16 protein-coding genes are annotated in these 14884 nt (G+C 47.9%); 10 read left to right on the top strand and 6 right to left on the bottom strand.

Annotated features, from left to right (window positions below; all coding sequences use genetic code 11):
• The first annotated feature begins 234 nt into the window (after positions 1-234).
• From AC1S8V_RS28520 to AC1S8V_RS28500, 5 genes are all read left to right on the top strand, one after another.
• Positions 235-1002, top strand: coding sequence for a GTP cyclohydrolase II (locus AC1S8V_RS28520; RefSeq protein ID WP_482071671.1), 768 nt, complete (start codon positions 235-237; stop codon positions 1000-1002).
• 190 nt (positions 1003-1192) lie between these two features.
• Positions 1193-1762, top strand: a complete 570-nt coding sequence (locus AC1S8V_RS28515) for a glycerol-3-phosphate responsive antiterminator (protein ID WP_482071670.1) — start codon at positions 1193-1195, stop codon at positions 1760-1762.
• Positions 1763-1790: 28 nt separating this feature from the next.
• A complete protein-coding gene (gene glpK / locus AC1S8V_RS28510) occupies positions 1791-3278 on the top strand; it encodes a glycerol kinase GlpK (RefSeq protein ID WP_482071669.1) in 1488 nt (495 codons plus the stop codon).
• 521 nt (positions 3279-3799) lie between these two features.
• Entirely contained in the window at positions 3800-5458 is a 1659-nt protein-coding gene (locus tag AC1S8V_RS28505; protein WP_482071668.1) for a glycerol-3-phosphate dehydrogenase/oxidase, read from the top strand.
• A 68-nt stretch (positions 5459-5526) separates the two neighbouring features.
• On the top strand, positions 5527-6531 hold the full coding sequence (locus tag AC1S8V_RS28500) for a Gfo/Idh/MocA family protein (protein WP_482071667.1): 1005 nt from the start codon (positions 5527-5529) through the stop codon (positions 6529-6531).
• A gap of 95 nt (positions 6532-6626) precedes the next feature.
• Here AC1S8V_RS28500 and AC1S8V_RS28495 read toward each other — a convergent pair whose 3' ends face one another.
• Positions 6627-6926 (bottom strand): winged helix-turn-helix transcriptional regulator, encoded by a 300-nt coding sequence (locus tag AC1S8V_RS28495; protein WP_026081419.1) that lies wholly within the window; start codon positions 6924-6926, stop codon positions 6627-6629.
• A 422-nt stretch (positions 6927-7348) separates the two neighbouring features.
• On the opposite strand from AC1S8V_RS28495, the gene AC1S8V_RS28490 reads away from it, so the two are divergent.
• The gene (locus AC1S8V_RS28490; protein ID WP_482071666.1) at positions 7349-7729 is read left to right on the top strand and encodes a DoxX family protein; all 381 of its coding nucleotides are present in this window, start codon (positions 7349-7351) and stop codon (positions 7727-7729) included.
• A 127-nt stretch (positions 7730-7856) separates the two neighbouring features.
• Here the strand turns inward: AC1S8V_RS28490 and AC1S8V_RS28485 are convergent, their stop codons facing one another.
• The 5 genes from AC1S8V_RS28485 to AC1S8V_RS28465 form a co-directional block, all read right to left on the bottom strand.
• On the bottom strand, positions 7857-8660 hold the full coding sequence (locus AC1S8V_RS28485; protein WP_482074603.1) for a DNA alkylation repair protein: 804 nt from the start codon (positions 8658-8660) through the stop codon (positions 7857-7859).
• 117 nt (positions 8661-8777) lie between these two features.
• On the bottom strand, positions 8778-9473 hold the full coding sequence (locus AC1S8V_RS28480; protein ID WP_482071665.1) for a Crp/Fnr family transcriptional regulator: 696 nt from the start codon (positions 9471-9473) through the stop codon (positions 8778-8780).
• Between the two features lie 128 nt (positions 9474-9601).
• Positions 9602-10120 (bottom strand): AbrB/MazE/SpoVT family DNA-binding domain-containing protein, encoded by a 519-nt coding sequence (locus tag AC1S8V_RS28475; RefSeq protein WP_482071664.1) that lies wholly within the window; start codon positions 10118-10120, stop codon positions 9602-9604.
• A gap of 103 nt (positions 10121-10223) precedes the next feature.
• Positions 10224-10904, bottom strand: coding sequence for an LrgB family protein (locus AC1S8V_RS28470; protein ID WP_482071663.1), 681 nt, complete (start codon positions 10902-10904; stop codon positions 10224-10226).
• Positions 10901-11272 (bottom strand): CidA/LrgA family protein, encoded by a 372-nt coding sequence (locus tag AC1S8V_RS28465; RefSeq protein ID WP_017691758.1) that lies wholly within the window; start codon positions 11270-11272, stop codon positions 10901-10903. Before AC1S8V_RS28465 ends, AC1S8V_RS28470 begins: the two co-directional genes overlap by 4 nt.
• Before the next feature lie 155 nt (positions 11273-11427).
• Here AC1S8V_RS28465 and cidR point away from each other — a divergent pair, with 155 nt between their 5' ends.
• The 4 genes from cidR to AC1S8V_RS28445 all read left to right on the top strand — a co-directional run bounded on the left by cidR (position 11428) and on the right by AC1S8V_RS28445 (position 14744).
• Entirely contained in the window at positions 11428-12312 is an 885-nt protein-coding gene (gene cidR, locus AC1S8V_RS28460; protein WP_482071662.1) for a cidABC operon transcriptional activator CidR, read from the top strand.
• Positions 12313-12423: 111 nt separating this feature from the next.
• Positions 12424-13281 carry a carbon-nitrogen hydrolase family protein gene (locus AC1S8V_RS28455; RefSeq protein WP_482071661.1) on the top strand — a complete coding sequence of 286 codons (858 nt, stop codon included), beginning with the start codon at positions 12424-12426 and terminating at the stop codon, positions 13279-13281.
• A 70-nt stretch (positions 13282-13351) separates the two neighbouring features.
• Positions 13352-14026 carry a GNAT family N-acetyltransferase gene (locus tag AC1S8V_RS28450; protein ID WP_482071660.1) on the top strand — a complete coding sequence of 225 codons (675 nt, stop codon included), beginning with the start codon at positions 13352-13354 and terminating at the stop codon, positions 14024-14026.
• Positions 14027-14072: 46 nt separating this feature from the next.
• Positions 14073-14744, top strand: coding sequence for a GNAT family N-acetyltransferase (locus tag AC1S8V_RS28445; protein ID WP_482071659.1), 672 nt, complete (start codon positions 14073-14075; stop codon positions 14742-14744).
• Positions 14745-14884 lie beyond the last annotated feature (140 nt).

Below are 14884 nucleotides of genomic sequence, written 5' to 3'. Positions count from 1 at the left end.
AATATTCCTGAAATGAAACACATATTTGTGTCCGTTGCGTAACATAATTTTAGTAGTTACTTTAAAAATAAAAGTTACTTGACACTTTATAATTTTTATTCTAAACTAACTTACATAAAGTAACTAATGATGATAATAATATAGATACGTACTATATAATATCCAAGTGATCCATTTTCGCTCTGGATGCGAATCAATCAATATACAAGTTGGCCCTAAACAGGAGGAACGACAATGATCAATTCACATATTATTCAACTGCTTGCCCCTAAAATTCAGACTTTTCCGAGTGGAAAAGAGTTTATATACCTCGTAGGGCCGATTAAGCTCCCGGTAAACCTTGATGGAGAGACCAAGACATTCCAATGGTATAGCTGGATGAAGTCAGACAAAGCGATGGAGAGCGGCGAGTTAATTGAATCCCTTGCTGAGGCTGAGCTGGCAGAGCGTCAACAATCCAGTGTTCTGGTGTATGGTGACTTTGCCAACGCACAAGAAGCGCTGATCCGGATGCATAGCATCTGTCATACAGGCGACATCTTTGGCAGCAAGCGTTGTGATTGCGGCTTCCAATTGGAGCAATCCATGAAAATGATCACCGCTCACGGAGCGGGCGCACTGTTCTACCTTGCCAACCATGAGGGACGTGGCATCGGTCTGTTCAGCAAAGCAATGGCGTACATTTTGCAGGAAGAAGGCCTGGATACAGTAGATGCGAACTTGCAGCTCGGATTCACGGACGATGCCCGCAATTATGACGATGCGATTGCTGTCTTGCGGGCACTTCGCTCCGCACCAGTTACTCTGATCACCAACAATCCACGGAAGCTCGCTGCTTTGCAGGAAGCGGGATTGAATGTGGGCGGACGTGTCCCACTGTGGGGAGATCGTTCTGCATTCAACGAGAAATATCTGCAAACGAAAGTGAACCGTTCTGGTCACTTGGCAGAAAGTGATGGCTGGGCTGGGGCAGAGACGCTGCTTCCCCATGCGCAGGCTTAATCATTATATAGATGTATGCGATTAGCTGATTAGCCGTTATTGTACTCTCCGTTATGGAGAAGTGCAGTAACGGCTTTTTTGTATGGATAACAACATAGCGTTCAGATCTTCCTGATTCACGGAATGGCTTGCCGTTCGCACGGCACGGATTATACAATATAGGCATCTGATGAATGCGGGAGGAACCAAGGTGCCATTTGAGGGACAACGTATGTTGCCGGCTGCGAAGAGCATGAAGCAGTTTGAGGCGATGATTGAAGGCCCTTATACCTATGGGGTGATGCTGGAAACTCATATTGCACAGCTTCAGAGTGTAATGGACGAGGCGCGGCGGTATGACAAAAAGATACTTTTGCATGCAGATCTGGTACAGGGATTGAAAAATGATGAGTATGCAGCAGAGTATCTGTGTCAGCACATTCGCCCCGCAGGACTGATCTCTACAAGGGCAAGTGTAATCCAGAAGGCGAAGCAGAAGGGGATTACAGCTATACAACGTATTTTTCTGCTGGACACCCATGCACTGGAGAAAAGTTATCTGCTGCTGGCCAAAACCCAACCGGATTATATTGAAGTACTACCTGGCGTCATTCCGCATATTATTGCGGAAGTATCTGTACGTACAGGTATCCCCATCATTGCGGGAGGATTGATCCGCTCACCGGAAGAGGTAGAACTTGCGCTTGGCGTCGGAGCAACGGCTGTGACCACTTCCAACGCAGAGCTGATCCGACACTTTGAGAAATCGCTTACACCTTAAAAAGAACCCACAACAGGAGGTTGTATGTATGGAAAAATATATATTGGCTCTGGATCAAGGAACGACGAGCTCCCGGGCCATTCTGTTTAACCACGGCGGAGAGATTGTGCACATTGCTCAGCAGGAATTTCCCCAATATTTCCCCAAGCCGGGTTGGGTAGAGCAGAATGCCAATGAAATTTGGAGTTCCATTCTTGCCGTGATGGCTTCGTGTCTGGCAGAGAGCGGGATCAAACCTGTCCAGATTGCCGGAATTGGAATTACGAATCAGCGGGAAACCGTGGTGGTATGGGACAAAGAAACAGGCAGACCCATCTATAATGCAGTGGTATGGCAGTCCAGACAGACTGCAGACATCTGTGAGGAATTGAAGACACAGGGACACGGGGACCTTTTTCGCCGCAAAACAGGATTATTAATCGATCCCTACTTCTCGGGAACGAAGGTCAAATGGATTCTGGATCATGTCCCTGGTGCCCGAGAGCGGGCAGAGAAGGGTGAACTGTTGTTTGGCACGATTGATAGCTGGCTGATCTGGAAACTAAGCGGGGGTACACACGTCACGGATATATCCAATGCCTCACGTACCCTGATGTATAACATCTATGATCTGCAATGGGATGACGAATTGTTGGGTATTCTCGACATTCCTAAGGCCATGCTGCCAGAGGTGCGAGGTTCATCCGAGGTGTATGCACACACGACAGACTATCATTTCTTCGGTCATCGGATTCCGATTGCGGGGGCGGCAGGAGATCAGCAGGCAGCGATGTTTGGTCAGGGGTGTTATACCAAGGGCAGTATGAAAAATACATATGGTACCGGATGTTTCATGCTCATGAATACGGGAGAGAATCCGGTGCAATCGGATCACGGACTCATTACGACCATTGCCTGGGGGATGAATGGTAAAGTTGAGTATGCGCTCGAAGGCAGCATCTTTGTTGCAGGCTCAGCGGTTCAGTGGCTGCGTGACGGTTTAAGAATGCTTCGCTCTTCAAAAGATAGTGAGGACTACGCCTCACGTGTGCCTTCGACAGACGGCGTTTATCTGGTACCTGCATTTGTGGGACTGGGCAGTCCGTATTGGGATAGTGAGGTTAAGGGTGCGGTGTTTGGCCTGACCCGGGGCACGACGAAGGAACACTTTATCCGTGCTACACTGGAGGCATTGGCGTATCAGACCAAAGATGTACTGGAGGCGATGGAATCCGACTCGGGTATACCCGTGCATGCTCTGCGTGTCGATGGCGGGGCGGCGGCCAATGATTTCCTGATGCAATTCCAGAGTGATATTCTGGGCATTCCCGTCGAACGCCCTACAGTGAATGAAACAACTGCATTGGGTGCGGCTTATCTGGCAGGTCTGGCGGTTGGGTATTGGACGAACGCGGATGAATTGACCGATCATGAAAACACCGAGCGTGTCTTCCAGCCTGTTATGGCTGAGCAACAACGGACAGAACTGTATGCAGGCTGGAAGCGTGCAGTGAACGCAGTGATGGCTTTCAAATAAGCATTTTGCATAAATCCCCTGAGCGTCTTCCAATCAGCAAAATATAGATCGAAATGATTTTGTTCGTCTTATTTTGTACCCGTGAGCGGGATAATTCGAATTATGAAAAATGCTGAAGTAAAGAAATGAAATGAATATCCCTTGGTGTGGGCATTTGTACTTTATCACTAAACTTATGTTATAAATGATATTTACTGGTGGAAAATGATGCATGATTTACAGGGGAATTCTTCCTGGGGAAGCGAAACCATATGCCCACTATAAGGAAAAAGTTAAGGTTAGTGGATTCATTTGAAATTCCATCCTTTGGCAGAACAACTTTTTGAATTTTTTTTGAATAATGTGTCATTTCAGGACTTCACGCCGTCAAAAATCTGTGATAGGATAAAGGCACAAGTTAAAAAATGATGTCTGGAGATCGGGAGGGACCACGTGCCGCTCAGCAATTGCTGAGCGAATGACGTGGTCCTTTTTTTGTTTTTTTTGCGGATATATAAAGGGAATCAATAGGGGGTTCAAGGATGGCAGAAACGTTCTCGTCAGCACAACGGACCGAATATTTGCAAAGAATGGAGAATGCACATTTTGACGTATTGATTATTGGCGGCGGGATTACAGGCGCAGGGATTGCATTGGATGCGGCTTCCCGTGGATTGAAGATAGCGCTTGTAGAAATGCAGGATTTTGCAGCAGGTACATCCAGTCGTTCGACCAAATTGGTCCATGGCGGTTTGCGTTATTTGAAGCAATATGAAGTGAAAATGGTTGCGGAGGTAGGACGGGAGCGGGCTGTAGTGTACGAGAATGGGCCGCATGTGACAACACCGGAACCGATGTTGCTACCAATCTACACGGCAGGTACGTTCGGCCGCTTCAGCACATCCATTGGTCTGACGGTATATGATCGGCTCGCCGGGGTAAAGCGCAGTGAACGACGCCAAATGCTGAATGCCGGTGCAGTGTCGGATAGTGAACCTTTGCTGCGCAAACAGGGATTGTTGGGTGGTGGACTCTATGTGGAGTACCGGACAGACGATGCCAGACTCACTATTGAAGTCATGAAAGAAGCTGTCAAACGCGGGGCACAGGCAGTGAACTATGTGAAGGCAACAGGTTTCCTGAAGGAGAATGGCAAGATTACAGGTATTCTTGCCGTGGATCAGATCGATGGTCAGACCTATACGCTGAAAGCAAGCAAGGTGATCAATGCTTCTGGTCCCTGGGTGGATGGGCTGCGGGAATGGGATGGTTCACGCCAGGGGAAAACGCTACAGATGACCAAAGGTATTCATTTGGTCTTCGATGGAGAACGATTTCCGCTAAGACAGGCGGTTTATTTTGATACGCCAGATGGTCGAATGGTATTTGCTGTCCCTCGTGATGGCAAAACCTATGTGGGGACAACCGACACCGTATATCAGGACGATCCTGCACATCCGCTAATCTCCGACTCGGACCGCGATTATGTGATTGATGCAGTCAATGGCATGTTTCCGGATGTACAGATTGGTATCGAGGATGTGGAATCCGGATGGGCGGGTGTACGTCCATTAATTCATGAGGAAGGCAAGAATCCTTCCGAAATTTCACGTAAGGACGAAGTCTGGGTATCCGATTCCGATCTGATTACCATTGCCGGGGGCAAATTAACCGGATACCGTAAAATGGCCGAGATGGTCGTTAATCTGGTCGCGCGCCAGATGGAGCAGGAGCACGGACAATCCATAGGTCCTTGCGTAACAAAGAAGATGCCCATATCCGGCGGGGACGTAGGAGGTTCGGCTGGATTCGCATCGTATGCGGAGCGCAAGATCAAGGATGGTGTTGCCTTGGGGCTTACTCGACCTGCTGCGGAGCGGCTGGTCCGCACGTATGGTTCCAATGTGGAGGCCCTGTATGAGCGAATGCCTGATCCACGCACCAAGGCCGAGCTTCATGGCCTATCACAGGAGCTACTGCTGATGTTACGTTATGCGATCGAAGAAGAGATGACTGTAACCCCGTCTGACTTTTTGGTACGAAGAACAGGAGATCTATTTTTCCGTATTGATGAGGTCCGTCGTTATAAGGCAGCGGTTATCTCCTATATGGCCGGGCATTTGAACTGGTCTGAAGCGCAAGTGGTTATGCATACACAGGAACTGGATCAGCTGTTGTTGGAAGCATCCGGCAAAATCTGAGGCAGGATTTCGCTACTGAAAGTCGAATGGAACATGTAAGCGTGTAACACAGAGAGGGGATTACATCCATGACATTACAGATCGGAATCATTGGAACAGGCTGGTTCAGTAAGGTACATGCAGATATTCTCGCACGAATGGAAGGTGTTCGTGTTGCGAGTGTCTGCGGCACAACGTTGGAAAAGGCAGAGGCTATGGCCTCCGTCTATGATGCTGTTGGTTACGGTGAACTTGAACATATGCTGGATGGTGAGAAGCTGGATGCGGTGTATATCTGTGTGCCTCCGATGTCTCACGGATCGATTGAGTCGGAATTGAATCGTCGCGGAATTCCATTCCTGGTCGAGAAACCGCTGAGTACTGGAATGGACGTTCCGCGTCAGGTGTTGGATCAGGTACAGAAGAGCGGCTTGTTAACCTCTGTCGGCTACCATTTCCGTTATCAGGAGGCTGCTCAAGTTCTACAGCAAGCGATGAAAGAACAGACGGTTGGCATGGCACTTGGCCGCTGGATGGGCGGAATGCCAGGAGTTGCCTGGTGGCGACGCCAGGATGGTTCAGGTGGACAATTCGTAGAGCAGACTACACATATCGTAGACTTGCTTCGGTATTGTGCAGGAGAAGTTACGGAGGTGTACGCCGTAGCAGCTCAGCGAAGCATGCATGAGAAGCATGAGCATGTTACTGTTGCCGATGTAGCGAATGTGACGCTCAAGCTGGAAAGTGGAGCGATTGCAAGCATCGCCAATACATGTCTGTTGCCAGACGGAGAGGGCGGCGCAGGGCTGCAGTTCTACACGGATGCAGGGGTGTGGGATTGGACGCCGGAACGTTTGCTTCTGCCAAGTGCCGCAACACATGCGATGGCAGGCCTGGAGATTTCGGCAGGACATAATCCATACGAGCGTGAGAATGAAGCATTCATTCACGCCTTGCGTACGGGAGACCGTTCACGAATTCTGTCCGATTATGCGGATGCCTGTCGTACACAGGAGATTACGACGGCGGCGCTGGCATCGGCAGATTCCGGCCTGCCGGTACAGCTTCAGCCTTCAAAGCATCTCTCTCATTAAAAATATAAATACGCCTGAATCGGGGACTGATCCGCAGATCAACCTGATTCAGGCGTATTTGTGTTGAGTGGAAATGAATGGAGCAGGAATCTAGATTACTCGGATTTCTGCTGTTTCAACCAGTCGGAAGACCAGCTGTAGATCTGATCAATGACAGGTTCAATGGCTCTGCCTTTGGGTGTTAACTCATACTCTACACGAGGAGGAATCTCGGGAAACATGTGCCGGGTTACGATACCTTCTGTCTCCATTTCCTTCAATCGCTCCGATAAAAGTCGTCCACTGATGGCCATCTCTGCTTCAAGCTCGGTAAACCGCTTGGGCCCGGACAACAGTTGGTACATGATCAACAGTACCCACTTCTTGCCTATAATGTCTATGGCCTGAGTAATCATACAGGGACTTGGTGCTTTTACTTTTTTCAGCTTCAACGTGTTCACCTCGATTCATGATCATTTTTTTCGCTGATGTATATGAAGGACATGGTTTCTGCCGCGCTAAGAATGGTAGAACATTCAGTTTAATGACGGTCACTACAAAATATACTGTAACATACCTTTTGTATGTATTATACATCATACAGCGAAAAATTACTTGAAGAAATTATCTTATCATTGTATACTAACTTCATAAAAGTAAGTTGGTGATAAATAATATGTATAATATACACATGTACTATTTCGAAAGTGAACCTAACTAAACGGATGAAAACAGAGTTACCTTCGGGGAACTTTTACATAGATTCTTTTTTACTAATTATCACAAAAATAATCATTACATAGCAGGAACATCCAATTCGCTTTAGGAGGACATACATATGAACAAGATTTTGGGTTATATTTTTCTGGTTGTGCTAGCAGGTGTATTCGTCATGACAGGGTTTAACAAGATCAGTGGAGCAGACATGATGATTCAGACCTTCGAAAGTTTCTCTTATCCAACATGGACCATGTATCTGCTTGGTGCTGCCGAGTTGCTTAGTGCAGTGGGGCTACTGATTCCACGCACTCGCATCCTGGCTTCTGGCATACTGACATTCATTCTGATTGGGGCTGTGGGAAGTCATCTGATCTATGCACAATATGCTGCTGTTCCGTTCCCGGCTGTGTTGTTGGTAGCTAACATTATTGTCCTGGTTGTGGGCATGCGCAGATTGGAAGAGGAAGAAGAAGGCCAGATGGACGCGATTCAGGCATAAGCGAAAGATAAGAGGAAACGTTATTGTGCTGTTCACCGTGGAAAAGGTATCCCCTTCAATAGAGGAATGCAATACATGGATGCTTATACAGAAGATGACCACTGCCAATGAGCGGTGGTCATCTTTTTTATGAAAGACTTCGCTTGGCGCGGGTGACGATTCGCAGCGTATGCTTGGTATCCGACTGCTGAATCCAACTGGCACAGATCTGCCGCACCCACTCCGGGTTTGTCTTGCTGGCATCGTTAAGCCAGTTACTTACTGAATCCTGTACATACTTATGGGCATCGGATTTCACCGCGTCAAGCAAGGGAAGGGCCATAGCCGGATTTTCTTTTAACTCCTGAATATGCTTGGCCCAGACGCCACGAGGTCTGATTGATTCTATGGCAAAGCGACGGATCAGTGGATTAGGGTCAACACTCCATGGAATTAAATGTTGCAAGGCTCCGGATAATTCGGCAGAGATGGACTCCCGTACAGCCATCCAGGCGATTTCTCTTACACCAAAGTGATGATCTGCTGCAAAGGGACGAATATGCTCCAACTTTTCAGTCAGGTTCAGAAGGGAATCCTGCCCTATGATATAAGCCGCCCAGCAGCGGACGCTGTCTGAACGATGCTCAGCAATGGAACGGAAGAGATTTGTTCGTTCATTGATTGTTAGACCCTTCAACAGATCAAGCCATTGCATAGCTATGGCAGGGATGATTTTCATGATCCGCTGCTCATTCATCTGTTTTAACTGCTCGGTAATTGCTCTGGTTGCGGCATCCATTCCCCATTCATGGGTAACCTTCTGAAAAAGAAGAACATGATCTACAGCCAGCCATTCGGTCAAATTGACCGATTCAATATGTCCTGCTTGCAGCCAATTGCGGATATGCTCCGGGATTTCCGTTGCTTTACGGGCACCTTTGCGAAGAAGAATGTCTTCAGGGATAAACAGATCTGACTTAGCATCCAACGGTATACTCCTCCTTGGTTGTAGTATCATGAGTTATACAATACAACTTGCTGGAGAATAGGGATGTAAGGCATCTTACAACTACAACTGGGCAGTGATTCTGTGGAGAGTAGCGATTTCGTCACGATGAAGGGCGACTGATTTGAATCCGGTACGAATACGGCCTGCTCTCGATAGCTCTTTCATGGCAACCGTAACCGATTCCCGCGTGGCTCCCGCCATCCAGGCAATCTCCTGATGGGTAAGCGCGAGTTGAATCCGGCAGTACTCATTCTCTTCGATCCATCCCATCTGTTCGGCCAGCCGGAAGAGATTATGTATCACTTTTTCATGCAGGTTCCCTAGCGCCAGTGTCTGTGTCAACTCGCTCATTCGTTTCATCCGCTCGCTTAGTACGTTCATCAGTCTCATCATAAATCGCGGATGTTCAATCAGAAACTGATCAAAACGTTGCTTGTTCATCAGGCAAATATCACACTCCTCCATTGTTTCGATATAGACGGCACGTGTTCCCAGTGAGATTCCATGCATTTCTCCAAACACGTTACCTTCCGTCAACATATCGAGAGTGAACTGCTTGCCCTCCGGGTTCAATGTATATAAACGAACCTTTCCCCGTTTTACAAAATAGAAACCTTCTGTAAACGTATCCGGTGTCTGGATCTGTCTGTTTTTGGGTATGGTCGTAATAGAAGTCATCCCATCCATTTCAATCAGGTCGGCCTCGGATAAAGAGGACATGAGGTCGAATTGTGATAAATACAGAATTTTATCCATAGAACTCCTTCCCTTTACGATATGAATATAAAAAAAAGAAGAACCCACAAAAAACAACGGGTTCTCTTGCAGCGGGACTTCCTGAATCGGAAGGTCTTCTGACTATAAATGATCGAATACCATTCTTATTATAGTAACTTTTTTAATTGAGAGACGCGTCCTTGGCTAATGCCAAGCTTTTCCGCAATTTGCTGTTGAGCCAAACCGGGATTCTGTTCAACAATTTCTTTCATCTGTTGCAGCATGCGTGCCGTCTTTGGTCGCAGGTCCGGGTATTCTTGGTTGTCAGCAGTGGTCCCTTCTTCCCTAGCGGGAGATGAGACTGAGGCAGATTTGGTAGCAGGACGCTCCACGGGTGCAGGAGCCTGTTTGTTCTGAGGTACGAACCAGTTGGGAGAGTCATCCGGGTGTTTTAATTGAATTGCACAAGTCCGGCAGATGAATTGTTCTTTGAAATACATTTCCGTATCTACATCACCGCAAAAAATACATAATGTTGATTTGTACTTTCTTAAAATCAACTCTTTCCCTTCAATGAAAAACTCAAGCGGATCGCCGATATGGATTTCCATTGTATCCCGCATTTCTTTGGGAAGGACAATTCGTCCAAGGCGGTCCAGAGATCTCTTCATTCCGGTCCTTTTCATCGCATCTCCCCCGCAATTCACAATTAAAACCTGTCTTTATTGTAAGGAAGAAAGGGCTTTAATACAACAATAATATTTCAAAAAAGTGGGATAATTCCATCTATTATGGGAAAATAAGTTTGGAAAGGATGGGTGCAACGGCTAAAGTGAACAATGCGGCGAGCACCATGGAGATACTGGAGATGGTACCCGTCAGGGAACTCAGTTCAAATGCTTTGGATGTCCCTGTGCCATGGGCACCGGTTCCAAATAGTGTGCCTCGTGCAATCTCGCCATCGATGTGCAGCATCTTAACAATAGTAGGACCCATAATTACTCCGAGCAGACCGGTCATAATGACAAAAACCGCTGTAACTGCCGGAATTCCCCCGATTGTAGCCGATACGTTCATGGCAATGGGTGTTGTAATGGAGCGCGGGATCAAGCTGTGGATCAGCCCGGAATCCAGGCGGAGCCATTTGGCGAGCAGGGCAGAAGAGAGTACTGCAACGATCGAGCCGGTCATGACACTGAAGACAATCTCGGAAATATGTTTTTTGAGTACATGGAAAAAGGTATAGAGCGGTACGGCAAAAGCCACGGTGGCCGGTTGTAGAAGCAGGCTCAGCCATTTGCCGCCACTGCTATACGTGGTATAATCCGTTCCCGTTGCGAGCAATATGCCAACGACAAGGAGCGGCGTAATGAGCAGTGGAGACAGATATACTTTCGGCAGATTGCGATACATTCGTTTGGCAATCCCATAGATACCGACGGTTAACAACAGGCAGAGGAATCCAATCATCCAGTGTGACGCTCCTTTCGTTTCGCAATTCGTGTAGCAACGAGTCCTGTGCAGGACATGACTAGAAATGTACTAAGCAGTACGATGAATAAAATCTGCAGTCCGTCATGCTCCAGCATGGGCATATAGTTCATGATGCCAACGGCTGACGGGATAAAAAATAACAGTAGTTCACCGAGTAGCCAGGCAGCTCCAACTTCAATCCAGCGCAGCTTCACGACACGGGTCTGAAGCAGAATGAATAGCACGACCATACCGAGTATCGAACCCGGTACAGGAAGATGGAGAGTACGGGCCAGCAGGTCCATAAGCAGTGAAAAAACCATTAAGAGCGCAACCTGTGCAATACCAAGGCCCCATTTTTTCACTTTGATCCCTCCTTGTATAATCAACGTAATTGTTTGAGTTGTTATGAAAATGATTCACTTGATATCATGAATTTTACATGGCATTCTTTCATGAGTAAAATGCATATTAAGAATATTTACTATTCCATTTATCTATGAGAGGTGGGAATCAACCGATGGATATCCGCCATTTGCAATATTTTTTGGAAGTTGCCCGGCAGCAGAGTTTCACAAAAGCCGCCGAAGTTCTGTATATCACCCAGCCTACGATCAGCAAGACGGTCAAGAGTCTTGAAGATGAATTGGGTATCACGTTGTTGGATCGTTACGGAAAGAAAGTGGAACTAACGGATGCAGGTCATGTGTTTTTTCGGCAGGCGCTTGAGATTGAAAAATCATTCCGCAATCTGTCGTCCGAATTGGACGATCTGATGAATTTGAAGAAAGGCCATCTACGGATCGGTTTGCCGCCGATGGTGGGGTCCAGCTTTTTCCCCATGATCATCGGTGAATTTCACAAAGCCTACCCGCAGGTGACTATTCAGCTATTTGAGGATGGTGCCAAAAAAGTGGAGGCCGATGTAATCAGCGGTGCACTGGATATTGGTGTTGCAGTACTGCCAACCGTGGATGAGCTGTTGGATCATTTTGTCTTTGTGAAAGAGAAGCTGAACCTGCTCGTACACCCTTCACATCCACTTGCGGAGAAAGAGTCGGTTGCGCTGCATGAACTGGAAAACGACGCCTTTGTATTGTTTCGGGAGGATTTTGCGTTGCATGACCGGATTATTGTGGCCTGTCAGGAGGCCGGGTTCCAACCCAGGGTAGTGTATGAGAGCTCTCAGTGGGATCTGCTCAGTGCGATGGTTGCCGCCAATCTGGGGGTAGCTTTACTGCCGGAGACCATCTGTCGTGAGGTGGATCATATGCGTGTGAGCATCATCCCCGTAACGGAGCCTGTGATTCCATGGCAGCTCGGCATGATCTGGCGGAAAGACCGCTATCTTTCATTTGCCACGAGAGAGTGGATTGGATTCACACAGTCGATGCTGGGTGAGTAAGGGAGCGATCGGAAGGTGGGTCTGTCATTGTAGTGCTCAGTGTATACACTCTTTTGTTGACCCCGGATCGTTGTTACAATGGAAGCATAATAATGGTGGAGGTGTACGAACATGAAACTGCGGGTATCCGCTGTACAATACCAGTTACAAACAATCAACTCGTTTGAGCAGTTCGCCGCTCAGGCTGAGCATTACATACGGACAGCGAGCGAATACGGAACCGAATTTGTACTGTTCCCGGAATTTTTCACAACGCAATTAATGTCCATTGGAGACGAACAAGGCAATGCACTGACGATTGAGGATCTGCCGAACTTTACGGAGCAATATGAGCAACTATTCACATCACTTGCTGCCAAGTACGGCATGCACGTCATCGGGGGAACCCACGTCATTCGCCGTGAAGGGAAGCTGTATAATACAGCCCACCTGTTCTACCCGGATGGTCGCATCGCGCGCCAGGACAAGATTCACATTACACCAACCGAAGTTCAGGAATGGAATATGGCTCCGGGGAATGGACTTGAAGTATTTGATACGGATAAAGGCCGCATTGCGATGCTGACCTGTTACGATATTGAATTCCCGGAGATTGTGCGCATGGCCAAAGCCAAAGGTGCAGACGTAATCTTCTGTCCTTCCTGTACGGATGATCGCCACGGATTCTACCGTGTACGCTATACGAGTCATGCCCGCGCGGTAGAGAATCAGGTGTATGTTGTGTTAACCGGAACGGTGGGTAACCTGCCGACCGTTGATTTCATGCGTGCCAACTATGGACAGGCAGCGATTATTACGCCGAATGATATCCCGTTTCCGCCACGTGGCATTCTGGCCGAGGGTGAAATTAACAACGATATGATTGTAACGGCCGATCTGGATCTGGACTTATTGTATGAGGTGCGCGAACGTGGATCGGTAACGACCTGGCGTGACCGCCGTACTGATCTGTATACCGATTGGGAGTAGAGCTACCTCTATAAAGTAGCAAAACAGAGCAGGAAATTCATTTGTCAGTGGAAAGGGGCGACCCGGCAACATGTATACCAAAGAAATGCTGATCACCGACCCGGAGCGAAGTGGCAAAAGGGTAAAGGCGGTCGTTCGCAATTATATTGCAGCCGACTTTGAGGAACTCATTCGCATTCAGGCGGAGAGTTTCCCTCCTCCTTATCCGGAAGAGCTGCTCTGGAGTCACGAGCAGCTCACCAGTCATGTGCAGCATTACCCGGAGGGTGCCATCTGTATTGAAGTGGATGGAGAATTGGCTGGCTCGATGACTTCGCTGCGGATGCAGTGGGACCCTGCACATCCAGCAAGTCATACCTGGGCCGAAGTAACGGATGACGGCTATATTCGTAACCACCAGCCGGATGGCAACACGCTGTATATTGTCGATCTCTGTGTTCGTCCAAAGTACCGTAAGTGGGGACTGGCTCAGCTTATGATGCAGGCGATGTACCATCTTGTCATTGCACAGGGGATGGATCGGTTATTAGGTGCGGGTAGAATGCCGGGTTATCATCTGGTTGCAGACCAGCTGTCTGCGCAGGAATATGTGGACCAGGTGGCTGCGGGAGAGAAGCGTGATCCGGTGATATCGTTCCTGCTTCGTTGTGGCCGCATGCCGGTAGGAGTAACTGCAGACTATCTGGATGATGAGGAGTCTTGCAACTATGCTGCCCTGATGGAGTGGCGGAATCCATTCAAATAAAGAAATATCCAATGAAATATATTATCGATCGAGGAGGCATTTATCCATGGAATTCACGCGTATTACATCCATTCAAGATCCACTATTTGCCCAAATGCACAAGCTGATGCAGGAGATTTTCCCGCGGGAAGAAGTGCTGGACTTCTCCCTGTGGGCAGAACCGTTGGAAGATCCGGGTATTCGGGTGTTCGTGGCTGTACATGAAGGACAAGTTGTTGGGGCGACAGAGTACCGTTATTACGAGGACTGGAACGTCGCCATGACGGACTTCACGATTATTGGGCGCGAAGGTCTGGGGATCGGCAGTTTCCTGGCGAATCACCGTAAGCGTGATCTGCAGAAGCTGGCTGCGGTAAATGGAAAAGAATTGTTCGGCATGTTTGCCGAAATCTATAATCCTTATCTGAGTCAGGATCACGAGTTCGGTGGCATCAAGCCAATGGACCCGTATGTACGTCGTGAAGTGCTATCCCATCTGGGGTACCAGCGTCTGGACTTTCCGTATGTTCATCCATCTTGGCAAGGTGACGGTGAAGCGGTTGGCGGCTTGGATCTGTGCTTCATGCCAGGCGATGAGTCACTCGGTGAACTGCCAGCCAGCCTGGTGGCTGATTTCCTGAATCGATATTATGCAGTGTTACCAAACAAACCGCAGGAATGGCTTGCCATGGTAGAGCAATTGACTGCTCGCAAGACCGTTGCGCTAATGCCGTTGTAATCATATGAATGACCCGAGCCCTGACTAACAGGGTTCGGGTCATTTTTTGTTAATCTTCAGAATTAACAAGATACTCTTTTCTTTGAGGTGGCATAGGTTACCATAAATATGGAAAAGAAGTGTATGATCCATTTTATTAA

The sequence above is a fragment of the Paenibacillus sp. B46(2026) genome, assembly GCF_056786355.1.
The sequence above is the reverse complement of the archived record's forward strand: the minus strand, read 5'-3'. Positions and strand labels throughout refer to the sequence as shown.

Coding starts and splice junctions, on each gene's coding strand:
- AC1S8V_RS28500 (WP_482071667.1), top strand. CDS start 5,527: ATGACATTACAGATCGGAATCATTGGAACAGGCTGGTTCAGTAAGGTA.
- AC1S8V_RS28505 (WP_482071668.1), top strand. CDS start 3,800: ATGGCAGAAACGTTCTCGTCAGCACAACGGACCGAATATTTGCAAAGA.
- AC1S8V_RS28520 (WP_482071671.1), top strand. CDS start 235: ATGATCAATTCACATATTATTCAACTGCTTGCCCCTAAAATTCAGACT.
- AC1S8V_RS28480 (WP_482071665.1), bottom strand. CDS start 9,473: ATGGATAAAATTCTGTATTTATCACAATTCGACCTCATGTCCTCTTTA.
- cidR (WP_482071662.1), top strand. CDS start 11,428: ATGGATATCCGCCATTTGCAATATTTTTTGGAAGTTGCCCGGCAGCAG.
- AC1S8V_RS28455 (WP_482071661.1), top strand. CDS start 12,424: ATGAAACTGCGGGTATCCGCTGTACAATACCAGTTACAAACAATCAAC.
- AC1S8V_RS28490 (WP_482071666.1), top strand. CDS start 7,349: ATGAACAAGATTTTGGGTTATATTTTTCTGGTTGTGCTAGCAGGTGTA.
- AC1S8V_RS28470 (WP_482071663.1), bottom strand. CDS start 10,904: ATGATTGGATTCCTCTGCCTGTTGTTAACCGTCGGTATCTATGGGATT.
- AC1S8V_RS28475 (WP_482071664.1), bottom strand. CDS start 10,120: ATGAAAAGGACCGGAATGAAGAGATCTCTGGACCGCCTTGGACGAATT.
- AC1S8V_RS28450 (WP_482071660.1), top strand. CDS start 13,352: ATGTATACCAAAGAAATGCTGATCACCGACCCGGAGCGAAGTGGCAAA.
- AC1S8V_RS28495 (WP_026081419.1), bottom strand. CDS start 6,926: ATGATTACTCAGGCCATAGACATTATAGGCAAGAAGTGGGTACTGTTG.
- glpK (WP_482071669.1), top strand. CDS start 1,791: ATGGAAAAATATATATTGGCTCTGGATCAAGGAACGACGAGCTCCCGG.
- AC1S8V_RS28445 (WP_482071659.1), top strand. CDS start 14,073: ATGGAATTCACGCGTATTACATCCATTCAAGATCCACTATTTGCCCAA.